The following is a 22,330-nucleotide window of genomic DNA, read 5'->3' on the forward strand; positions in this document are numbered from 1 at the left end:
CAATGTGGGAGCGAGCAAGCCCGCTCCCACAGGGGAATTTTATTCAGCCTGAGCGATATTGAAGCCTTGCGATTGAGGCTCGCGCCGAATCATCCGCTTCATCTTCCACTCAAACGCCAGTGTCAGGCTCACTGCCGCACACGCCAAGCCCAGCGCCAGGCCCCACCAGACGCCCGTCGGTCCCCAGTTCAGGTGAAACGCCATCCACCACGCAGCCGGCGCACCGATCAACCAATAGCAACCGAGCCCGACCAGAAATGTAGTCTTCGCGTCCTTCAAGCCGCGAATGCAGCCCATGGCAATCGTCTGGGTGCCGTCGAACAGCTCGAACCACGCCGCCACTGCCAGCAGGCTCACCGCCAGCCTGATCACCTCGGCGAACGCCGGATCATTGTGATCCAGGAACAGGCCCACCAACTGATTTGGCAGCAGCCAGAAGACCATCGCAAACCCGAGCATGGCCACCGCGCCGAACACGATCCCGACCCGCCCGGACATCCGCGCATCGTTCAGTTGCCCGGCGCCGTAATGCTGGCCGATGCGCATGGTGATCGCGTATGACAATCCCGCCGGCACCATGAACGCCACCGAAACGATCTGCAGAGCGATCTGATGCGCGCCCAATTGCGTACTGCCCATGGTGCCCATGCACAGCGCTGCGAAGGCGAACAACCCGACTTCCACCGCATAGGTGCCGCCAATCGGCAGGCCGAGGCGCCACAGCTCTTTGAGGTATTGGCGGTTAGGCCGCGACAGGCCGGCGCGCAACGGATAAGCGTCATAGGCCGGGTGCCGACGAATGTGCCAGGCCAGTGCCAGCGCCATGCAGTTGGCAACAATCGCCGTGACCAGACCGATGCCCATCAGCCCGAGTTTCGGCAGGCCGAACATGCCAGTGATCAGTGCGTAATTGAGCAGGAAGTTGGCCACAGTGCCGGCCAGACTGATGACCATGACCGGGGTCGCCCGGCCAATCGCGCTGGTGAAGCCGCGCAGGGCCATGAAACTCAAATAGCCGGGCAGGGCGAATGGCAGCGCAATCAGGAACTGGCCCGCAGCGTTGACGTTGGTTTCGGTCTGGCCGAACAGCAGCAGCACCGGTTTGAGGTTCCAGAGCAGCAGCCCGGCGCCCAGTGCCATCAGCCACGCCAGCCATAACCCGGCCTGGGTCAGGCGTGCGGCACCGATGATGTCGCCCGCGCCCTTGCGGATCGCCACCAGCGTACCGACCGCAGCGATAACGCCGATGCAGAAAATCGACACGAACGAGTAAGTCGCCGCGCCGAGACCGCCGCCAGCCAGAGCCTCGGGACTCAAGCGCGCCATCATCAAGGTGTCGGTCAGCACCATCAGCATGTGTGCCAACTGTGAAGCAATCAGCGGCCCTGCCAGCCGCAGGATGGCCCAGAGTTCGGTACGCACAGGATGCTGCATGGTCATCACCACTCGATTGACAGAGGGAACTGGAGACCGTCGATTCTCGGCGCATGCACGCGATTGCACAAAGGGATAAAAAGGATGGGTGGCATGATTAAAACTCATCCTGAGCGGATTCTGCTAAGTTGCTCTCGTCCCGCTATAGGAGCTTTATGAATGTCTCGTCGTCTTCCTCCTTTGTATGCCCTGCGCGCATTTGAAGCGGCGGCGCGGCATAGCTCGTTTACGCGCGCCGCTGAAGAGCTGTCGATCACCCAAAGTGCAGTGAGTCGGCACATTCGCACGCTTGAGGATCATTTTGCCTGCCGCTTGTTTCACCGCAGCGGGCGCCACCTGCAACTCACCGAGTCGGCGCGCATGTTGTTGCCGGGCATCCGTGAAGGTTTTACCGCCCTTGAGCGGGCCTGCAACACCTTGCGCGCCGAGGACGACATCCTGCGCATGAAAGCCCCGTCAACACTGACCATGCGCTGGCTGCTGGCACGGCTCAGTCGCTTCCGCCATTTGCAACCGGGCAACGAGGTGCAACTGACCAGTGCCTGGATGGATGTGGATTCGGTGGATTTCAACGATGAGCCCTTTGACTGTGCCGTGCTGCTGAGCGACGGCCATTTCCCGCCGGACTGGGAAGCCAGTCTGCTGTTTCCCGAAGAGCTGATCCCGGTGGGCGCCCCCAATCTTCTCAACGACCAGCCGTGGGACGTCGCGCGACTGGCGTCCACCGAGTTATTGCACCCGACCCCGGATCGACGCGATTGGCGCAGTTGGCTGGAGTGCATGGGGCTGTCCGATCAGGTGTCGCTCAAGGGCGGGCAGGTGTTCGATACGCTGGAGCTTGGCATGATCGCGGCGGCTCGGGGTTATGGCGTGTCGATGGGGGATCTGCTGATGGTCGCCGAAGATGTCGCGCAAGGTCGCTTGAGTTTGCCGTGGCCGACCGCGGTTGCCAGTGGACTCAACTATTACCTGGTCTGGCCCAAAACCCGTCCGGGAGGTGAACGTTTGCGCCGTCTGAGTGATTTTCTGCAAGGTGAAGTCCGCGCCATGGAATTGCCGACCGTCGTTCGCTTGAGCTGAAACGTTCGAGCCCTCACAATGCCGGCCTTGTGCCATAACCTTGCTAATTGCTCAAGTATTGGGTTTTTCCGCCGAATACGTGCTTGTGGAACCGTCGTGCCGGTGTCCGCGATTCACCCCATTCTTAGAATTTTCCGAGCAAGTGCTGCGATCAAGGAGGATCCGGTGGCTCGGCCAGGAGCTATCCATGTCTCAACCTCGCGCCCGGATCGCCTCACAACTGGGCCTCGCGCTCGCTGTGATATTGGCGATTGTCATCAGCGGCAGTACGGTTTTCGCCCTGCGTTCGCTGGATACCGCCAACCTCGCCACTCGTGAAGAGCATCTGGCCAGTGAGGCCCGCCTGCTGGCTGACCAACTGAGCACTTTCCACGGCACCTTGCGTGAAAGCACGCAGCGCCTGAGCGGGTTGTTCGAAAAGCGATTCAGCACAGGTTTGAGCATTCACCCGAGTGAGCCGGTGACCGTTGCCGGCACCCAGACGCCGGGCCTGCACCTGGGCGGCGAAGTGATGAACAACAACTTCAAGGAAGTTGACGAGTTCCAGCAGATGACCGCCGGCGTCGCCACGCTGTTTGTGCGCAGCGGCGAAGATTTCGTGCGGGTCAGCACCTCGTTGACCAAACAGGACGGCACGCGCGCCATCGGTACTTTGCTTGATCACACTCACCCGGCCTATGCGAAGTTGATGGCAGGGCAGGGCTACGTGGGTCGTGCCGTGCTGTTCGATCGCTCCTATATGACCCAATACACCCCGGTGCGCGACGGCAGCGGCAAGGTGATTGCGGTGCTGTTCGTCGGTTTCGACTACACCGACGCGCAAAACGCCCAATTTGAAAACCTCAAGCGCTTCCGCATCGGCCAGACGGGCTCGCTGGCATTGCTGGATGAGCATAACAAATGGCTGGTTCCGCCAGCCGGCGTGCAGGCGCAGGATCAAGCGATTGCAGTGATCAGCGGTTTGGCCAAGACGCCGGGCAAGGGCCAGTTCTGGAGCGACAAGGCTGAAGACTTCTACAGCGTATCGGTGCCGTTCGACGGCGGGCCGTGGTCGGTGGTGGCAAGCATGCCGAAAGCCGAGATTCGCGCGGTGTCCTGGAGCGTCGGCACCCAACTGGCAATCGGCAGCCTGCTGGCGATGTTGTTGGCGGTCGGTTCCGTGGTCTGGTTGCTGCGCAGCAAACTCGCGCCATTGAGCGACCTGGTACGTCAGGCTGAAGCCCTGGGCGCCGGTGATCTGAGCGTGCGTTTGAATGTGTCCAGCAATGATGAAATCGGTCAGCTGTCTCGCGCGTTCAACCAGATGAGCCAGGCGCTGTCGACCATGGTCGAGCACATCCGCCGTGCCTCGGAAGAGGTCAACAGCCGTGCGCAGGCACTTTCCGGCCTGTCCGGTGGCGCATACGACGGCATGGAACAGCAGTCCGGCGAAATCACCAGCATGGCCGGCGCGGTTGAAGAGTTCAGCGCAACCTCGCTGGACATCGCCGACAACATGGGTGCCACTCAGCGTCTGGCTCAGGAAAATGCCCAGCAAACGCAGATTGGTCGCAGCTCGATGGAAGAGGCTTCGTCGTCGCTTGAGCAAATCGCGGGCGCCCTGAACAGCACCGCCACGGTGATCAACACCCTCGGCCAGCGCTCCCAGGAAATCGGTGGCATTGTCGGCGTGATTACCTCGATTGCCGAACAGACCAACCTGCTGGCGCTCAACGCGGCGATTGAAGCTGCCCGCGCCGGTGAACAAGGTCGCGGCTTTGCCGTGGTGGCTGATGAAGTGCGTAGCCTGGCCTCGCGCACGCGTCAGGCCACCGATGAAATTTCCAGCATGATCCACAGCATTCAGCAGGAAACCGGTAATGCGATCAGCACGATGGAACAAGGCAATGTGCTGATGCAGGAAGGTTTGTCGCGCAACGCCAATGTCGCTTCGGCACTGGCGCGGATCGATGAGCAGAGTCGCTCGGCCGGGCAACAGTTTGCCGCGATTACCACCGCAACCCAGGAGCAGAGCAGCACGGCGACCTTGCTGAGCAGCAACTTGCAGAGCATCGCGTTGGCCAACAGTGAACAGCGTGAGGTTGTTTCCAACCTTGCGGTGACGGCTAAAGAGCTTGAGAAATTGGCGGCGGACTTGCGTTCCGAGGTTGATCGTTTTCGTTGATGCGCCTCTGAAACAGCCATCGCGGGCAAGCCCGCTCCCACAGGTATATCGGTTGTGCGCAAAAATTGTGCTCGCCGTTGAACCGTGCGGGAGCGGACTTGCCCGCAATTGCTTGCGCGGATCAATCGCAGCTCTACTTCCGTCATTACACTTGCTGAATCGTTTCCGCAGCGCTATAAAAATGGCACAACTCCAATAAAGGCTGCTGCCATGACCCTGCTCAAACTCGTTGCCGCACTCGGCGCGCTGTCCGCTGCTTCCCACGCCATGGCTTGGGATTACGTGCTCCTCGATACCAATAAGCCCGCGCAAAACTGGAGCATCACCAGTGAACAGCTCGGTGTGAAAACCGACAAACCCTTCTCCGTCAGCTTGCGTACCCTCCATGGCGGGCGGCAGGAAGGTGTCAGCATCGTTGATATCGACAATGGCACGATGAAACTCTCGGTGGTGCCGACCCGTGGCATGAATGTCCTGCACGCCTCCGTTGGCAACGTGCGCATGGGGTGGGACTCGCCGGTCAAGGAGGTGGTCAACCCGGCATTCATCGAACTCAATGGCCGCGGCGGATTGGGCTGGCTGGAAGGTTTCAATGAACTGGTGACCCGCTGCGGCTACGAATGGGTCGGCCATCCCGGCATGGACAAGGGTGAGTTGCTGACCCTGCACGGACGCGCTGCCAACATTCCGGCCAGTACCGTTACGCTGCACATCGACGAAAAACCGCCTTACGCCATCAGCCTGCGTGGCGAGTTGAAAGAGCAGGCGTTCAAGAAAGTCGATTTCTCTGTAGCCACCGAACTGGTCACCGAGCCCGGCAGCGTGCGTTTCGCACTCAACGATACGCTGACCAACAACGGCGATTATCCGAAGGAATACCAGGCGCTGTATCACAGCAACTTCAGCACGCCGTTCCTCGAACAGGGCGCACGTTTTGCTGCGCCGGTAAAACAGGTGTCGCCGTTCAACGACAAGGCCAAGGATGAATTGGCGAGTTGGCAGACGTATCGCGCACCAACCAAGGACTACGACGAAACCGTCTACAATGTCGTGCCCTATGCCGACGCCAAAGGCGAGACCCTGGCCGTTTTGCACAACAAGGCCGGCAGCCTTGGTGTCTCCGTCGGCTTCAATACCCAGCAATTGCCGGTGTTTTCCCTGTGGAAAAACACTGACACCCAAGGGCAGGGCTATGTCACGGGGCTGGAGCCAGGCACCAGTTTCTCCTACAACCGCCGCTATCAGCGCCCGCTGAGTCTGGTGCCGACCATTGCGCCGAAGGAACACAAACAGTTCCAGATCAGCTACAGCCTGCTGGCGGACAAAGGGGCTGTGGATAACGCCTTGAAACGCGTGACCGAGATTCAGGCCGGGCGTGCAACCGAAGTACGGCAGACACCGCTGGTTGATCTGACCGAGCATTAAGGCGTCGCCGGCCGGTATTGCAGCGCTTCGGCGAGGTGTTCACGCCTGATTGCATCGACTTGCTCAAGGTCAGCCAGGGTTCTGGCGACCTTGAGTAACCGATGGGCCGAGCGCAGCGATAGCGTCAGCCGTTCACAAGCTGATTCCAGCCAGGATTCGTCGGCTGTGGATAACGTGCAGTGCCTCTTCAGGCCCGGAAGATCAAGAAATGCATTGGCGCAGCCTTGACGCTTTTGCTGTCGTTCACGCGCCTCGGCCACCAACGCCGCTGCGCTGGCACTGTCCTCTCCCGGCTTCACCTGTGGGTTCAGCGCCGTTGCTTCCCGCGCCACCGTCAGGTGCAAATCGATCCGATCCAGCAACGGCCCCGACAGTTTATTGCGATAACGCTGCACCATGTCCGGTGTGCACGAACACTTGCCGCTCGGCTCGCCAAGATATCCACAGGGGCACGGATTCATCGCCGCCACCAACTGAAACCGCGCCGGGAAACGCACGCGATCCTTGGCCCGCGCAATCACGATATGCCCGGACTCCAATGGCTCGCGCAGTACCTCCAGTACCTTTCGGTCGAACTCGGGCAACTCATCGAGGAACAGCACGCCATGGTGGGCGAGGGTGATTTCGCCGGGCTGCGGTTTGGAGCTGCCACTGTAAAACCCATAAATAAATGAGAATATGTAGGAAATTCTAGAGATATCTGCGAATGAAGCGCGAAGTCAACAATCAGCCTGTACGGGACATCGGGGTGAGGCAGCGGAGCGTTAGGGGTACTGTTCCTAAAATGGGACAGTATGAGTCCACGTTGGAACGCGATTTGATGGAGCTCATTCGATTTAATCCGAGCGTTCACAGCTTCCTTGCCCAGCCTCTAACCATCGAATATAGAACTGCTGAGGGCGAGAAACGCAAATTTACGCCAGATGGGCTCATCCATTTCAAAGAGGGTAAATCACTAGAGCCATCCGTGCTTTACGAAGTTAAGTTCAGAAGTGATTTTCGTAAGCAATGGAAAATCCTGATGCCCAAATTTCGCGCAGCCAAAGCTTATTGTGATCTGCGAGGGTGGCGTTTTCAGGTCTTCACCGAACGTGAAATCAGAACCCCCTACCTCACGAACATAAAATTTCTCTGGCCATTTTTGGATCGGATTCCTTCTGCGAGCGCGTCGGACCGATTGATCTCCGCTCTAGAAAAGCTGGGAGAGGCCACCCCTGAATCTATATTGACCCATCTTGCAGAAAGCGTAGCTCGTAGAGTTGAGCTAATACCGGTTCTATGGCATCTGATTTCCGTAAACAAAATAGGGTGCGATCTGGAAACGCCGTTATGCATGGCTTCCAGAATTTGGAAGCTGGAGGATTGATATGAAGACTCTCGTCCCTGGGCAACTGGTGTACCGGCTTACAGATGCAGCGGTGCTGGTAGAGATCAAGGGGCTCACCGAGGCAGTTGTCCGCATTATAGAATCTGGAGCAACTGAGCTAGTTCGAGTGAGTGATTTATCACTTAGCCTGCCAAGCGCAAGATCAGTAAAGTCGCCCCTGTTGCTGAATAAAAATGAAGAATGGAATAGAATTGTTCGACGATTTGAGATAATACGCCCTCTTTTGAATAGTAATGGGCGAGTAGCTGCGGATGTTAAAAAAGTTGCAGACGCCTCCGGTGTCAGTGTTCCCACGATTTATCGATGGTTAAAAAAATATAACGATCAAGAATTGGTGTCTTCCTTAGCTCGTGCGGAACGCACGGATAAAGGCGGGCAGCGTTTGGGTGAAAAAGTCGAAGCTGTTATACAAGATAAAATTCAGAATTTTTACCTTACGAAAGAAAGACCGAGAGTACCAGATCTGTGTAATGAGATAGGTGTAGCTTGTCGTGCAGCTGGGTTGCCGTCTCCACATTTGAATACTATATATTTTAGAGTCAAAAATATCGACAAGGAAACGCTGACCCGAGAGCGTTTTGGCTACGAAAAAGTTAGGGATGATCTTATACCACATCGCGGTGGTTTTCCTGGCGGGGATTATCCCAACGCAGTTGTTCAAATCGACCATTCACCAATGGATGTCATTGTTGTTGATGAAGAACATCGATTGCCGATCGGTCGTCCGTATTTAACAATTGCGATCGATGTGGCGACTAAAATGCTTACAGGATTTTATTTAACCCTCGAAAGCCCAAGTGCTATGTCCGCTGGTTTGTGTATTGCTCATGCTGTTTTGAGAAAGGAACACTGGCTAGCCAAAAGAGATATCTTTGCTGATTGGCCTATTTACGGGAAAATGACTAAAATTCACGTAGATAATGCTAAGGAATTTCAAGGTAACATGCTCAAGCGAGCTTGTGATCAACATAATATCATCCTTGAGTTTAGGCCTAAAAAACAGCCAAACTATGGCCCGCATGTGGAGCGTGCATTCAGAACGTTTATGCAAGAGGCCCATACTATACCGGGCACGACTTTCTCTAATGTCCAGTCGAAATTGAAGTACGATTCTGAAGGCCGCGCTTGTATGACGTTAGAGGAGCTCGAGCTGTGGTTTGCCGTATTTGTCGTATATCGATATCATCATAAGACTCACGCCGGTATAAATGATATCCCTCCGATAAATCTTTATAACCAATTTGTCCACGGTACGGATACTCAGCTTGGAGTGGGCTTGCCAGCTCCTGTGCAGGATGAGGAGAAATTCCGACTCGATTTCACTCCTTACTTAGAGAGGACGGTTCAGCAAAACGGGGTTTTGATCAATTATATAAATTACTACTCTCCTGTTTTGCGCAAATGGATTGGTATTATAGATCCGGTTACAAAGAGATCCCGTAAATTCATATTTGCTTACGATCCTAGGGATATTAGCTCAGTTTATTTTCTTGATCCTGATACGCATGCATATGTGCAGATTCCGTATCTTAATAGCGCACACGCGGCTATAAGTCTTTGGGAGTTGAAGGCGGTTGTAAAAAAGGAAAAGGAAAATCCGCATGCACATATCAATGAAGACATGATATTCAAAGGCGTCAAAATCATGCGAGATATGATTGATGAGGCTATCGAAAGAACCCGTTTGGCCAAACAGAGGCGCACGTCCGAAAAAAGAAGCTTAAGGCGTAAAGAAAGGATGAAAAGTTGGACTGTTGTCCAGCAAGGCCGAGCACCGGTGAATTTAGTAGCTGACGAAGTTATCGAATCAGATTATTCTGAAGAAAATATAAAACCATTCGAAAATATTGAAGTTGAGAAGTTTTCAGGATGACTACTTACTCCCACCTACACCCTAACACTCTGGGGTGTATCGAGCTTGACGCGCCGTCTCGCCTTCGTTGGCTTGATCAGCCTCGCTGGATTGGTTATCCCCGTGCGCTAGAAACGTTGAATAAGTTGGAGCGCTTGTTGAACTTTCCTCGGCAAACACGAATGCCGAACATGCTTTTGATTGGGGGTAGTAATAATGGAAAATCAAATTTAATTAACTATTTTTATGGCCAGAACCGCCCTCAAGAGAACCCGGGTGGTGAAAACATTATTTGTCCGGTTTTGAGAATTGAGTCGCCGTCGACTCCGTCGGAAGCAAGCGTGTACTCTGAAATACTTGTTCACTTGTTTGAGAGTGTGCCGCGCTCATCACTAGATGTTAAACGCCTGCGCGCAATTAGGATAATGAGAAGAGTACAGCTCAAGATTTTGATTATTGATGACTTGCACAATATGTTAGCGGGTTCGTCCGTAAAGCAGCAGCAATATCTCAACATGCTTAAATATTTGAGCAATGAGCTGCAAATCTCAATTGTTGGTTGTGGGACGGGTGATCTTCTGCGAGCTGTGAGTATCGATCCTCAGATCCAGAACCGCTTTCATCCAGAATTTTTGCCAAAGTGGGAAATGAACAAAGAGTTCAGGCAATTGCTGGCATCGTTCGAGCGGTTGCTTCCCTTGCGTAAACCTTCTGGTTTGCATGAGAGTCGTCTAGCGGCTAAGGCGCTGGCAATGAGTGGCGGCACCATTGGTGAACTCTCATTACTGCTTAACGCTGCCACTGAGTATGCCATCGTGACAGGCACCGAGCAGATTACGATGGAGGTCATGAACGAGTGTCGCTACATCCCGCCGGATGAGCGAACCCGATTAGCTTCGAGGGTCTGATGATACTCCCTGTTCATCCTCAGCCACGTCAGGGCGAACTGCTCTCGTCCTGGATGGTGAGGTTGGCGTTTTCAAACGTATTTGCGCTACACACCTTCTATTTCAGTCTGCTGGAGTACAAGGCGCCGATTTGGAGTCGGGATATCGACCGGCACCCTCCGTTAGCGCTACTGGAAGTTTTGAAGAGTCACACCCACCAGTCGGAGCTTGCTATTCAATCCCTGACCCTTAGCTACTACGAGGGAATGCTGTTTGAGACGCTACCGGTCTTTGGCGATGCAATCTGGTTGTTGCCGGCGGGCATCTATCATCGGACTCGACGCCGGGAGGGTATGCAATTCTGTCCTTTGTGTCTTTTAGGTGATACGGAGCCCTACTATCGGCGTGCTTGGCGCCTCGCGTTTTGCACTATCTGCCGAGAGCATCATTGTCTGATGTTGCGGCACTGCCCTTACTGTGAGTCTCCAGTGGCATTTCACCGCCATGGAATGGGATGGCTCAAATCCCCTGCGCCGTTTTCACTTCGTTTGTGCCACCACTGTGGTTTTGATCTGGGGACGGCCGAGCCTACAAAAGTTAAATGGCCCTATGCTCAGTCCCGCGAACTCATGTGCGGCATGCTGAATATGCTCGAAGCAAACGAGTGGAGCGGGTGGCCGCTTTCTATTTGCTCCAGCCTCTCTTTCTTCAACGGACTGCGAATTTTGCTCGGCGTCATTGGAGGGCGTCATGGCGAAAGGGTCCGGGCGGCTCTTAGTGAGCGCCTGGACGTGAGCTTCGACATCGAGTCGAATCGAGACTTTGAGTACCAGACCACGATTAGACGCTTTAACCTGCTGGCAGCTGGTTTGTGGCTGATTTGGGACTGGCCATTGCGTTTTCTAGAGGTTTTCAAGGAGGCGCATTTCACTCGGTCACGCTTTGACGACAGCCTTCGGATGTATCCGTATTGGCTGCAACGTCAAGTTGCACTTCATCTGGATACCAGGCCATACCTTCCGTCGTACGAGGAGGTGGAGGCGGCTGCTAATCACCTACTCATCACCAACATTGATGTCACCACTGACTCCTTAGGTACATTGATGGGCATCAAAAGGGATGTTGCTCGTAGGGCGGTTGGACTCTGGAAGGACAACCACAGACGTGTCCTCTAGCTCCAGGCGTTTGGCAGTTAAGCACGATGATCTCTTGGTCTGATTGAAATGCTTAATGCGTGATTGGAATTAGACGGGACTCATGCCCTCTATTCGCTACTAGAACGTGTACAAGATGCCTGCCTGTACAGTCTGCGGTTGCTATCAGCTGCGTAATTGCATGGACTTGACCACCCAGTTGCATTCGACTTGACCAGTGATCGGGTTACTAGGCTGCCCGAGCTCCGCATTTGTCTAAAAATCTTCTTCACCCGGAGATTGGGCGGCTTGCCTTGTAGTGGTCAACCTGAAGTTGATAGACGTGCGTGATGTGCCGTCCAGTCATGAGTGTGATGTGAGGATAGAGGAGTCACTACCTGATTTCAAAGCTTTTGTCGTCGCGCGTCGGGCAGCTTAAAACGCCGCAGTTGAGGCTGAGCTAGAGACGGCTCCGTCGCTTAACACCTGCACCATGTCGAGGTGGAGAACCGGGAAGCACTATGTTGCAGCGCACCCATCAGGGCGGCTTGACTATACCGGCGGTCGTTTCGAAGATAGGAAAGCAATTCTGGAGCCCCTATCGACACGGTCATGACAGCCTTGAATATCGCCCGCCGCTAGCGGCCCAAAGTATTAGTGTAAGTTTTTCCGAATTCTGCAGGCTTCCCCATTACACGCCACAGATTTGAGATTCAATCGGATAATGGCCTTTTGCCTTTATGCGCAACTTCTTGCGCACTCAAATGTGGATAACCGTGTGGACACATCCCTACAGCCCACGTAATCCCTTCTGTACAGACGAGTGCGCAACTTCTTGCGCACTACTGCGCAAGAAGTTGCGCACTTGAGACCTCAAATCCGCACGAAAAACAGTCAAAAACCCGATCAGGTGCAGCTTAACTCCCGGCTCCCGGGCACTTCGCAAAACCTGGCACGCTACTTGATATGTCTTCGGCACCCACCGGGCGATTTCGCCTCCCGGGCACCTTAAATTTATCCGCAAGGAGAGCACCCCATGGCAACACCAGCGTACATGTCGGTTACCGGCGAAAAACAAGGCCTGATCACTGCCGGCGCCTTCACAGCCGACTCCGTTGGCAACACCTACCAGGAAGGCCACGAAGACCAGGTCATGGTTCAGGCTTTCACCCACGACGTGATCATCCCGCGTGACCCACAATCCGGTCAGCCAACCGGTCAGCGCGTGCACAAGCCTGTTGTGATCACCAAGGTCTACGACAAGGCTTCGCCTCTGCTGCAAGCTGCCCTGACCTCCGGCGAGCGCATGAGCGAAATCGTTATCCAGTGGTACCGCACTTCGGCTCAAGGCACCCAAGAGCACTACTACACCACCAAACTGGAAGACGCGATCATCGTCGCCATCAACAACAAAATGCACAACTGTCAGGATCCAGGCAACTCGCACTTCACCCACCTGGAAGAAGTGCAGTTCACCTACCGCAAAATCACCTGGACCCACGAAGTATCCGGTACTTCGGGTTCCGATGACTGGCGTGCTCCAGTCGTTTAATTACGGCTGGCCGCTTCACACATCGGCCAGCTCTGCTGGTCGATGTTGCTTTGCCCTTCAAGAATCTTTGATCTGCTGATGAGGCTCGCGCCGCAGCACTGCACGAGGAACAACGGATGTTCAGTTCAGCCAATCAGACTCACTTCAGCCTGACTATCGAAGGGGTTCAGAGTGATCTCCAGGTGCTCTCCTTTTCCGGCAAGGAGGCTATCAGCGCACCCTATACCTTCGATGTGGAGCTGGTCAGCGAGCGACACGAACTGGACCTTGAAAGCTTGCTCCACAAGCCCGCTTTTCTCGCTTTCAGTGATAGAGGGGACGGAATTCACGGGATCATCCATCGAGTGGAACAAGGCGCCAGCGGCAAACGTCTGGCCCGCTACAGCCTGACGTTGGTTCCGCAACTTGCTTATTTGAGTCACCGAATCAACCAGCGCATTTTTCAACACCTGCCGGTCAACAAGATCATCGCGCAGGTACTGGAAGAGCACGGCATTTTGAGCAATGCCTATCAGCTCCAATTAAGTACGGTTTACCCCGAACGCGACTACTGCGTGCAGTACGACGAGTCAGACCTGCAGTTTGTCCAGCGCCTGTGCAGTGAGGAAGGTATTCACTATCACCATCAGCACAATCAAACGGGCCACCTGTTGGTGTTTGGTGATGATCAGACTGTGTTTCCCAAGTTAAGTCAGCCAACCGAGTATCAGGCCGGCACCGGTATGGTCGCGGACAAGCCAGTGGTCAAGGGGTTTGATTTGCGGGTGGAGGCTCGTACCAGCCGTACTACGCGGCGTGACTATGACTTTGAAAAACCGAGCATGCTGCTGGAGGCAAAGCACCAGACTGAAGGTCAGGCGCAGCAGCCAGACCTTGAAGACTATGACTACCCAGGTCAATTCATCAGTCGTGAACGTGGCAAGTTACTGAGTCAGCGTGCACTGGAGCGTCATCGCACGGATTACCGTCTGGTGAGAGGTAACAGCGACGAGCCGGCTCTGGTCAGCGGTCACTTCCTGACACTGGCTAACCATCCACGTACCGCGTGGAACGATCTCTGGCTGCTGACCGAGGTCTGCCACGAAGGTCTGCAACCACAAGTGCTCGAGGAGTCGATCACCAGTAATGCGCAGCCTGCGGATGGTTTTGTGCAGGGCTATCGCAACACTTTCTCCGCCACTCCCTGGGACACGTTGTTCCGCCCCTCCATGACGCTCAGAAAACCGGTTCTGGCCAGCCAAACGGCGAAAGTAACTGGACCTGAGGGTGAGGAAATACATTGCGATCAGTACGGCAGAGTCAAGGTTCAGTTCCATTGGGACCGCGAGGGACGTTTCGATGAAAACAGCAGTTGCTGGGTGCGTGTGGCATCCAGTTGGGCGGGCCCGGGCTTTGGCCAAGTGGTGATTCCGCGCATCGGCATGGAGGTATTCATCACCTTCGTGGAAGGCGATCCTGACAAGCCGTTAATTACTGGTTGTGTCCCGAACAAAATCACACCTGTGCCATATCCGCTACCGGCAAACAAAACCCGGAGCGTTTTCAAAACCAACAGCAGTCTTGGGGGCGGCGGCTCCAACGAGGTTCGGGTAGAGGACCGCAAGGGACAGGAACAGATCTACATCCATGCCCAGCGCGATCAGGACTGCACCGTCGAAAACAATGAAAGCCATTGGGTCGGAGTCAATCGGGTTCATTCGGTTGGTCAGGACGAAACCATCACCATAGGCCAAAACCGCGTCAGATTCGTCAAGGTCAATGACACGCTACAAGTTGGCGGCGCCAAACAGGACAGCGCCGGAACTCAATACCTGATGGAGGCTGGGATGCAACTGCGTCTGGTCTGCGGCCAGAGTGTTTTCGAGATGAATGCCAGTGGAGAGATCAATCTGTATGGCACGAAGTTCAACTTCTCCGTAACAGGCGATGCACAGATCAATACCGGGGGCAATCTCGATATCAACATGCCTGGCGGGGCTGCCGCTACGGACCCTGGTGCTGATGGCGCAAAAGGCACCATCGATGGCAGGGTCGAAAGTGTTTTCTCCAATCCGCCACAACCAGCCTCTTGATCCCGCAACCCAACAAAATAGAGTCGAGTAAATGGATTATTTTATTCAGGAAGGCAAACTCACTTTGCCAACAGGCTTTCAGGACCGCAGCGTCAATATGTTTGTGCCGGGTGTCACCCTGCCGGCGCCATTTAGCCTGACCGTCTCACGTGATAACACACTTCCGAGCGAAGCCTTGCCCGACTACGTCGAACGTCAGGTCAGTTTGATTGCGGCGAAGCTGCGCAAATACCAACGCCAGAGCACCGTCCATGTCGAACTTTCTGCGCAATCGCCGATACCCGGCCTGCAAGTCGATGCGCACTACCAAAGCGATGGTCGCCCGGTTTACCAGCGCCAGGCCGCTTTCTTTGTCGGACCTGACCGGGCGCTGATTTTTACCGCCACCAGTCAGGTGCCATTCGACGATCAGTTGAATCAGCTATGGGTGAACGTTCTGGCAAGCTTTGAGCAGCACTCTCCTGTCACCGCAACACCCTAAGGACTCCCGACATAAAAGGTCGGCAAGACATGGAAGTTTCCGATGTTTGAAGCAGCACGGTTTGATGATGAGGTTGCTCATACCAACGCTCTCTTGGGTTTTTTGGTAGGCGCCGCCTTGGGCTTGGCACTTGTCGCGGTTGCATCGATCTTTGTTGTTGCAACCTGTGGATTCGGTGCCGGGTTATTGGTCGGGATTTTGGCGGGCCTGGGAGGTTCCGGGCTGGTGATGGCGGGTGAAGCCATAGGGCGAATGTGCAAGGCGCCCGCCGGAGGGATCACGAGTGGTTCCAGTAACGTCCGTATCAATGGCCTCAAGGCTGCCTACGTGCAAGGCAGTTTCGGTATCTGCAAAAAACACCCGGCGCCACCGATGGTGGCGGAGGGTTCTGGCAAGGTATTTATCAACGGTCTGCCAGCTGCCCGTAAGGGCGACAAGCTGACCTGTGGCAGTGTGATCGACAGCGGTTCAGAGAACGTCTTTATCGGTGCTGAAAAGGAACAGTACCTACCGATCGACGATGAGGTACCCGAATGGCTGCGCAATACGGTTGATATCCTCATGATCGTAGCTGGCCTTGCCGGCAGCCTTGGGCAGTTAGCGCTCAAAGCTGGCCAGGTGGGTCTTAAAAAAGCGGCCCCCTGCGCACTGCAATTCGCCGCTGGTTTTGTGGCGGGTGAATTGGCTTCTCGGTTTGTCATCGGCCCGGCTATTAGCCGAGTGGCCGGCGGCTTGTTTGGTAACCCGGTGGATGCAATCAGCGGGCGCAAATTGCTCCTGGAAGAGAGCGAAACAGACTTTGCTCTTCCGGGCCTCATGCCTATTGTCTGGTCGCGTTTCTATGCGAGCGACATCAGTCACGAAGGCCTGCTAGGGCGTGGCTGGACCCTGCCGTGGGAGCAAAGCCTGCGCCTGGAAGATGACCAGCTTTACCTGCGCGACAACCAGGGGAGAGATCTGAACCTGCCAGGCCTTGAGCCTGGGGAGCGGTTTTTTCTGGCCAGCGAGCAGATGTTTCTGGTGCGCTCCGAAGGCGGGCACTACCTTATTCAGACGCTCGACAATACCTTCTTCTATTTCGGTGAGTTATCCGAAAGCGGCCAATCCTCGCCGCTGCGCCGCATCGAGAATGCACTGGGTCACTTCCTCACGTTCCACTACGACACACAAGATCGTCTGAGCGATGTCTGTGCTTCCGGCGGCATTCGCCTTCACTTGTGTTACGACCACCATGCACGACGCCTGAGTCGAGTTGAACGGGTGGTGGACAACCGGTCAGTGGAAACCCTGGTTCAGTACCATTACGACGCCGCGGGACAACTCCAGAAAGTCATCAATCGCAACGGCGACCGGGTGCGTAATTTCGCCTACGAACACGGGTTAATGGTTGCTCACGAAAATGCGCTGGGACTGGTTTGTAATTACCGTTGGTCAACACGCTTCGACGATCATCAGCCTCGTGTAGTCGAGCACTGGACCAGCGACGGCGAGCGTTACCATTTCCAGTACGACCTTGCCCAGCGGCAAACTGAAATCCGTGACGTACTCGACCGAGTCGCCCAGATTCAATACAGCGAAGGCCGTCGGGTGGTTGCCAGTCGTGATTTCGGTGGCGAGCAATACGGCTTCGAGCTGGACGCCTCGGGCAATATGACTGGCCTGGAGTTGCCCGATGGCAACAAACTGGCATTTGCCTACGACGACTATTCTCGCCTGGTCGAGGAGATCGATCCGCTGGGTCGCAGTACCTGCTACAGCTACCACCTTAACACCAGCCTGATAGCCAGTATCCAGCGCCCTGATGGCAGCAGCCAAAGCTGGGTCTACGACCGCAGCGGTACGTTGCTTGACAGTATTGACCCGCTGGGTCAGATCACCCGGTACTTCAACACCAATGATGGCCTGCCCCATAGCTGTATCGACCCAAAGGGGAATACCACCCGCCTGTGGTGGAACGGGCTAGGCCAAATTGAGCAGTATCAGGATTGTTCTGGTCATCGCAGTCACTATGCCTACGATGAGAGGCTGCATCTGGCGAGCATTACGGATGCCCTAGAGCGCACGACTCGATTGACCCGCAAGTCCAGTGGTGAAGTGACTCGCATCGAGCATCCTGATGGTAGCCAAGACAGTTATAGCTACAACGTCCTTGGTCAATTGCTCAGCCACACGGATGCTGATGATCGCACCACCTACGTGACCCGTACCCCCCGTGGCTTGCTCAGCAAACGCCAAGACCCGCGCGGTCAGTACGTTCATTATGAATACGATCAATGCCAACGCCTGATCGGTTTGCTCAACGAGAACAAGGTAGCCTATCGCTTCAGCTATGACGCCAGCGATCGTCTGAAAGAAGAAGTCCGAGTCGATGGTCTGCGCCGGCGTTTTAGCTATAACCTCAGCGGTACCCTCACGCAGTTGGAAGAGCTGGCCCGCCAGGGCTTCAGCGAGGTTTCGCGCCAGCAATACTTCGAGCACGACGCCGCCGGGCGCTTGGTTAGTTGCATCACCGACGATGCGCGTCTGGACTACCTCTACGATGAAGTCGATCGCCTGATTGCCGTCGACCGTCAGCCCAGTGCAGCAGGCAAGGCCCTGGGAATCAGTAGTGATCATCTGGCATTCAGCTACGACGCCGCCGGCCAACTATTGAGTGAAGACAGCAGCACCGGCAACCTCGGTTACAGCTACGACGAATTGGGTAATCTCAACTGTTTGGCGTTACCTGACGGGCGTAAGGTCAATCACCTTTACTATGGTAGCGGCCACCTGCACCAGATCAACCTCGACGGTCAACTGATCAGCGATTTCGAGCGTGACGCCTTGCACCGCGAGACTCTGCGTACTCAGGGCTCGCTCACCAGTCGCTATGGCTACGACACCAAGGGCCGCAAGTTGTGGCAGGCGGCAATCCACCTTCCTCACGAGCAACTCAGCCAGCTTCAGGAAAAAACCGACAGCTTGCTCGGCCATCCACAGCATCCGGCCACATCCCTGCACCGTCGCTACCACTACAGCCCGGGCGGCGAAGTACAGCGCGTGACCGACAAACAGCGTGGGGTGACTAACTTCACGTATGACGCCAGTGGCCAACTGCGCAGTCGTCAACCCGATCATCCGCAATTGCAGACGGAAGACTTCTCCTTCGACCCCGCCGGCAACCTCAGTGGTAGCGGTCGCTGGCAATTTGAACGTCTGCCGGACAACCGCTTGGTTGCCTTCAAGGACTTGCGCTTCAGCTACGACACCTGGGGCAACCTCAGCGAGAAAAGCAGTGCGGCCGGAGGCATGCAACGCTTTCACTACGACAGCGAAAACCGTCTGATCCGCGCGCAAACCTGGCAGGGTACAACCTTGAGCAGCGAGGCTCGTTACCACTACGACGCCCTCGGCCGGCGTATTGGTAAACAGGTCACGCAAGACGACCAGACTCAAGAAACAACGTTCCTCTGGCAAGGCTTTCGCCTTCTCCAGGAGAAGCATTCGCAACTACATAGCCTGTACCTCTACGAACCCGGCAGCTACGCTCCGCTGGCCCGTATCGACAGCGATCCCGAACTGCCGGAGCGAGAAGCCAAGTACTACTACTTCCACACCGACCAGATCGGTACGCCGCAGGAAATGACCAACGCTGAGGGGCAAGTGGTGTGGCGCGCCTATTACAAGGCATGGGGTGGGCTGGAGGCATTGTCGCCGAATCTGATTGAACAGAACCTGCGCTTTCAAGGGCAGTACCACGACCGGGAAAGCGGGCTGTACTACAACACGTTCAGGTACTACGATCCTGCGGTGGGGAGGTTTACCACGCAGGATCCGATTGGATTATATGGTGGTGAAAACTTATATCAATATGCGGTTAACCCAACAATCTGGGTAGACCCTTTGGGGTTATGCGGAGATAACGTTAAGTGGGGGCAACATCTTCGTAAAATCGGAGGTGGAGAACCACCAGCTGGAATGGTTAACCCTCACGCCCACCATATTGTATTCAAAGAAGGGCGAGGAAAAGTCATGCAAGGTTTCCTTGCAAAAAGCAAGGAAATTCTAGAGCGCCATGATATAGACTGGTTTAAGGGGAAAGAAAACTTGATTTGGGCTCCCAATAAAAACCATAGTACTGCCAACGCTAAAAAAGTTTACGAAGCGTTGGCTAAAGCCGATGCGGGGGGGACTGGTAGCACCTCGGATGTAGTATCTGCGTTGAGAAAAATGGGTCAGCACTTTGCTGATGAAACAATTAATTTGTTACCTTAAAGTTAATACTATGACTACTCTAAATACTGATGACCTTCGCATAAAAATCATAACGGCTACTTCCAAGGCTATAAAAAAAATTAAAGAGCAGATGCCACAATCTGAAATTTGTGGTTTGGCATTGTACTCCGACTCTGAAGCGTCATCTTTAGCACCAGCGTTTAATTGCAAGAATCATCTCGAAAGTTTGCAAGCTGAATATCCTGAAGACGCAGTCTATTTTAAGTGGAGTCCGAACGAATGGAGTCACGAAAGCTATGGGGAGGAGTTTTTCACTGAGATTTCCTTTGCTTTGAGGCAGTTGAGTGAATCGACCCCAGAAGGAGAAGCCCTCAAAAAACATCGGAAAAATGTATTTGATGTATGTATCAATGCCCTAAAAGAGCTACGCAAGAGCGAACTGAAAGAGTCAATTTTTGTTTTTTCTGCTACGGACTATAGCTCTCCTCAAGAAGAAGTTTTTTGGATAAAGGCAATAAACTCTCCGCTGGAGGCGGCTGAGTTTGAGGACTGGCTTACCCAGAATTAGCTTTTGTAATGTGCTATGTTGTTAGAGAGTAAATGGTTACCACCAGAGGGACCTCGCTCGTCGGGTATCTGTTGTCGTTACTGAGTGAGGCATACCCTTTGAGGACACCAAAAGATACTCCGAGCCCCCTCATTGTGGGCGCTGATTGTAAACTGTGAATCGCCACTAACATTGATGTCACCACCGAATCCTTAGGTGCGTTGATTGGCATCAAAAGGGACGTCGCACGGAGAGCGTTGCTCTCTGGAGAGACTGCCGCCTATAGTGTTTTGCTTGCCTGCAGGACATTGGAGACAACTCGAAAGGAACGCTGGATAGGCAGTTGGGAGGGGCTAGAAGCAGAGGCGAATTTGAAGAAGTACAGCTACCACCTAGGTACGTTCAATTACCGGCGCGGAAGGGAGCGCATGTGCATGCACACGGTTTCCCATTGCCCAAACCGGAAACGGTTGTACTGGCGAACCAGGACAACTTTCCCATGATCGGTCATGGCGTAGTCTCCAACTGATCTCAGCGGGCCGCTGATAGCCTTTACACGCCACGTGCAAAGCGAGCAGTTGAGTGCCAGGCAGGAAGGAGAGTCCTTGGGTGGTAGCTGCAGGCGCAATGCTATCAGCGGATGCCGAGTATGGAAAGGCTAGCCCGTAACACGCCCCTTTGACCGTATCCCTCAAGGCACGTCCAGCCTGAGTTGCTCCTGTTTACGACATCATCTTGTCGAAATGGGCTTCGAATTTCGTTTTGACGAAAACATCCCTGAACCGATCGATGAAGGTCGCCGGATCAATCTCGCCGAAGTCAGTGAGATTAACCGAGTCAGTGTGTGACTCGCGATTGATATAACGGTAAAGCGCTCTGAACTCCGGCTTGTCCTCACTGAGCTCCATCAACGCATGGCGCAGCGTGGGCGCCTGATGCACGAAGCTAAAGTAGTACTCCAGAATGTTGCGCATCATGTGTAGGCTTTCAAAATTATTGAGACGTTTTCGAAATTAATGAGACAAAAGCCCCTCTTTCACTCGCTGTTTTTTTTGGTTTAGCTCGTTGACGCTCGAATGCTTGCAAGATCTGATTAACCACTCTGGTGTGCTTCAGCTGTGTGACACTAGGCATGAGCAGCGTAGGCATTTTGGGAGCAGGTGAGCTTTCAGGAAAGGTCGTTCGAGGGCTTCGTTTTGGCAGTTAACGATTTGGTTCAGCAGCTCTTGGGCACGCTCGGAACGTCAGTATTACTGGATGATGAAAGCGCTTTCGATTTTGCTACTCGCTGCGTGCATGAATGGGTGGTTCTATTTCTGGCTTCAAGATCTGCAGAGTTGGTTCATCGACAAGCAGTGTCAAAGGAGCAGGCAAAACAGCTGGTGCTGAGTAATTTGCAAGATTATCTAGCCAGCGCAAATCACATTCCGAATATGAGCCTTGAAATGATAGGACTCTCGATTGCGACGCCCATTTACAAGTCAGTGGCTCAATGTTCTGCGCGATAAAAAGGTAGCTTCACCTTGGATCGCGGCCTGCGAGGCTGTTTTGGAGAACTGAAGCGCAAGCTCTATATTTTGTAGAACGCTCCGTTCCTCACCCTGAGCGGCGCATGATTTCTGTGGATTTTGGAAATTAATTGGGACATAAAACCACGCCTCAGGCGCTGCTATGCTAGGTATTTGCGGATGGAGTCGCGCCATGTCTCACGAATATTCAATATCCGACGTGTTGGAGAGAATGTACAAAAATCAGTTGGCGCTAGAAGCAGCAGTCATGGAACTGGCGCTTCAAGTTGAAAAGCAAGGTGCGACCGAGGTCGGCGAGAACATTCGCGGAGCCATGTGGACGGTTGGAGAAAATGCAGGCTTTATCAAGCAAGGCTTGGCGAAGCTGCGGAGCAAAAAGCTCTGAGCCTTCTATTGTCGCCTCAATTCATCTGCATGCAGGTGAGTGACGATGATGTCCCCGTGATGTTGGCGCTGATTGAAAACTGACCCACCCTGCCGATTGAAAAATGACCCAGGACGGATTGCTGATTTTTGCCACAGCAATTGTGGATAAGCTTAGCAGCAGTGTTCCGGTTGACGACGCATCGGGC

Annotated in this window: 16 protein-coding genes and 1 pseudogene; 14 read left to right on the forward strand and 3 right to left on the reverse strand. The window is 54.4% G+C overall.

Annotated elements, in window-relative coordinates; genetic code table 11:
• Nucleotides 1–39: 39 nt before the first annotated feature.
• Entirely contained in the window at nt 40–1,434 is a 1,395-nt protein-coding gene (locus AACY11_RS24370) for a NorM family multidrug efflux MATE transporter (protein ID WP_339464694.1), read from the reverse strand.
• A 159-nt stretch (nt 1,435–1,593) separates the two neighbouring features.
• Here AACY11_RS24370 and AACY11_RS24375 point away from each other — a divergent pair, with 159 nt between their 5' ends.
• The 3 genes from AACY11_RS24375 (at nt 1,594) to AACY11_RS24385 (ending at nt 6,103) form a co-directional block, all read left to right on the forward strand.
• Nucleotides 1,594–2,514, forward strand: coding sequence for a LysR substrate-binding domain-containing protein (locus AACY11_RS24375; RefSeq protein WP_339434281.1), 921 nt, complete (start codon nt 1,594–1,596; stop codon nt 2,512–2,514).
• A gap of 187 nt (nt 2,515–2,701) precedes the next feature.
• Nucleotides 2,702–4,678 (forward strand): methyl-accepting chemotaxis protein, encoded by a 1,977-nt coding sequence (locus tag AACY11_RS24380; RefSeq protein WP_339495890.1) that lies wholly within the window; start codon nt 2,702–2,704, stop codon nt 4,676–4,678.
• 210 nt (nt 4,679–4,888) lie between these two features.
• On the forward strand, nt 4,889–6,103 hold the full coding sequence (locus tag AACY11_RS24385; protein ID WP_339495891.1) for an aldose 1-epimerase family protein: 1,215 nt from the start codon (nt 4,889–4,891) through the stop codon (nt 6,101–6,103).
• Here the strand turns inward: AACY11_RS24385 and AACY11_RS24390 are convergent.
• Nucleotides 6,100–6,801, reverse strand: a complete 702-nt coding sequence (locus AACY11_RS24390) for an ATP-binding protein (RefSeq protein ID WP_339495907.1) — start codon at nt 6,799–6,801, stop codon at nt 6,100–6,102. The genes AACY11_RS24385 and AACY11_RS24390 overlap by 4 nt on opposite strands.
• Before the next feature lie 8 nt (nt 6,802–6,809).
• On the opposite strand from AACY11_RS24390, the gene AACY11_RS24395 reads away from it, so the two are divergent.
• The 9 genes from AACY11_RS24395 (at nt 6,810) to AACY11_RS24435 (ending at nt 20,250) form a co-directional block, all read left to right on the forward strand.
• Nucleotides 6,810–7,469: a TnsA endonuclease N-terminal domain-containing protein gene (locus AACY11_RS24395; protein ID WP_339495892.1), complete on the forward strand. Its 660-nt coding sequence runs from the start codon at nt 6,810–6,812 to the stop codon at nt 7,467–7,469.
• 1 nt (nt 7,470) lies between these two features.
• Nucleotides 7,471–9,363: a Mu transposase C-terminal domain-containing protein gene (locus tag AACY11_RS24400; RefSeq protein ID WP_339495893.1), complete on the forward strand. Its 1,893-nt coding sequence runs from the start codon at nt 7,471–7,473 to the stop codon at nt 9,361–9,363.
• On the forward strand, nt 9,360–10,250 hold the full coding sequence (locus AACY11_RS24405; RefSeq protein WP_339495894.1) for a TniB family NTP-binding protein: 891 nt from the start codon (nt 9,360–9,362) through the stop codon (nt 10,248–10,250). Before AACY11_RS24400 ends, AACY11_RS24405 begins: the two co-directional genes overlap by 4 nt.
• A complete protein-coding gene (locus AACY11_RS24410; protein ID WP_339495895.1) occupies nt 10,250–11,404 on the forward strand; it encodes a TniQ family protein in 1,155 nt (384 codons plus the stop codon). Before AACY11_RS24405 ends, AACY11_RS24410 begins: the two co-directional genes overlap by 1 nt.
• A 994-nt stretch (nt 11,405–12,398) precedes the next feature.
• Entirely contained in the window at nt 12,399–12,914 is a 516-nt protein-coding gene (locus AACY11_RS24415; protein ID WP_007918282.1) for an Hcp family type VI secretion system effector, read from the forward strand.
• Nucleotides 12,915–13,030: 116 nt separating this feature from the next.
• Nucleotides 13,031–14,986 carry a type VI secretion system Vgr family protein gene (locus AACY11_RS24420; protein ID WP_339495897.1) on the forward strand — a complete coding sequence of 652 codons (1,956 nt, stop codon included), beginning with the start codon at nt 13,031–13,033 and terminating at the stop codon, nt 14,984–14,986.
• Nucleotides 14,987–15,017: 31 nt separating this feature from the next.
• Nucleotides 15,018–15,467, forward strand: a complete 450-nt coding sequence (locus AACY11_RS24425) for a DUF1795 domain-containing protein (RefSeq protein WP_339495899.1) — start codon at nt 15,018–15,020, stop codon at nt 15,465–15,467.
• A gap of 42 nt (nt 15,468–15,509) precedes the next feature.
• Entirely contained in the window at nt 15,510–19,721 is a 4,212-nt protein-coding gene (locus tag AACY11_RS24430; RefSeq protein WP_339495901.1) for an RHS repeat-associated core domain-containing protein, read from the forward strand.
• A 10-nt stretch (nt 19,722–19,731) separates the two neighbouring features.
• Nucleotides 19,732–20,250 carry a DUF4303 domain-containing protein gene (locus AACY11_RS24435; protein WP_339495903.1) on the forward strand — a complete coding sequence of 173 codons (519 nt, stop codon included), beginning with the start codon at nt 19,732–19,734 and terminating at the stop codon, nt 20,248–20,250.
• A gap of 701 nt (nt 20,251–20,951) precedes the next feature.
• Here AACY11_RS24435 and AACY11_RS24440 read toward each other — a convergent pair.
• A pseudogene (locus AACY11_RS24440) lies at nt 20,952–21,209 on the reverse strand (AAA family ATPase); the annotation flags it as partial.
• A gap of 216 nt (nt 21,210–21,425) precedes the next feature.
• Here AACY11_RS24440 and AACY11_RS24445 point away from each other — a divergent pair.
• Nucleotides 21,426–21,737, forward strand: coding sequence for a hypothetical protein (locus AACY11_RS24445; RefSeq protein ID WP_339495904.1), 312 nt, complete (start codon nt 21,426–21,428; stop codon nt 21,735–21,737).
• Between the two features lie 193 nt (nt 21,738–21,930).
• Entirely contained in the window at nt 21,931–22,143 is a 213-nt protein-coding gene (locus AACY11_RS24450) for a hypothetical protein (protein ID WP_339495906.1), read from the forward strand.
• The last annotated feature ends 187 nt before the right edge of the window (nt 22,144–22,330 follow it).

It is taken from the genome of Pseudomonas sp. RA_105y_Pfl2_P56, from assembly GCF_963970845.1.
GTDB classification, from domain to species: Bacteria; Pseudomonadota; Gammaproteobacteria; order Pseudomonadales; family Pseudomonadaceae; genus Aquipseudomonas; species Aquipseudomonas baetica_A.

What these genes read in the sequence shown, in the direction of transcription:
- AACY11_RS24370 (WP_339464694.1), bottom strand. Translation starts at nt 1,434, where the DNA reads ATGCAGCATCCTGTGCGTACCGAACTCTGGGCCATCCTGCGGCTGGCA.
- AACY11_RS24375 (WP_339434281.1), top strand. Translation starts at nt 1,594, where the DNA reads ATGTCTCGTCGTCTTCCTCCTTTGTATGCCCTGCGCGCATTTGAAGCG.
- AACY11_RS24380 (WP_339495890.1), top strand. Translation starts at nt 2,702, where the DNA reads ATGTCTCAACCTCGCGCCCGGATCGCCTCACAACTGGGCCTCGCGCTC.
- AACY11_RS24385 (WP_339495891.1), top strand. Translation starts at nt 4,889, where the DNA reads ATGACCCTGCTCAAACTCGTTGCCGCACTCGGCGCGCTGTCCGCTGCT.
- AACY11_RS24395 (WP_339495892.1), top strand. Translation starts at nt 6,810, where the DNA reads ATGAAGCGCGAAGTCAACAATCAGCCTGTACGGGACATCGGGGTGAGG.
- AACY11_RS24400 (WP_339495893.1), top strand. Translation starts at nt 7,471, where the DNA reads ATGAAGACTCTCGTCCCTGGGCAACTGGTGTACCGGCTTACAGATGCA.
- AACY11_RS24405 (WP_339495894.1), top strand. Translation starts at nt 9,360, where the DNA reads ATGACTACTTACTCCCACCTACACCCTAACACTCTGGGGTGTATCGAG.
- AACY11_RS24410 (WP_339495895.1), top strand. Translation starts at nt 10,250, where the DNA reads ATGATACTCCCTGTTCATCCTCAGCCACGTCAGGGCGAACTGCTCTCG.
- AACY11_RS24415 (WP_007918282.1), top strand. Translation starts at nt 12,399, where the DNA reads ATGGCAACACCAGCGTACATGTCGGTTACCGGCGAAAAACAAGGCCTG.
- AACY11_RS24420 (WP_339495897.1), top strand. Translation starts at nt 13,031, where the DNA reads ATGTTCAGTTCAGCCAATCAGACTCACTTCAGCCTGACTATCGAAGGG.
- AACY11_RS24425 (WP_339495899.1), top strand. Translation starts at nt 15,018, where the DNA reads ATGGATTATTTTATTCAGGAAGGCAAACTCACTTTGCCAACAGGCTTT.
- AACY11_RS24430 (WP_339495901.1), top strand. Translation starts at nt 15,510, where the DNA reads ATGTTTGAAGCAGCACGGTTTGATGATGAGGTTGCTCATACCAACGCT.
- AACY11_RS24435 (WP_339495903.1), top strand. Translation starts at nt 19,732, where the DNA reads ATGACTACTCTAAATACTGATGACCTTCGCATAAAAATCATAACGGCT.
- AACY11_RS24450 (WP_339495906.1), top strand. Translation starts at nt 21,931, where the DNA reads ATGTCTCACGAATATTCAATATCCGACGTGTTGGAGAGAATGTACAAA.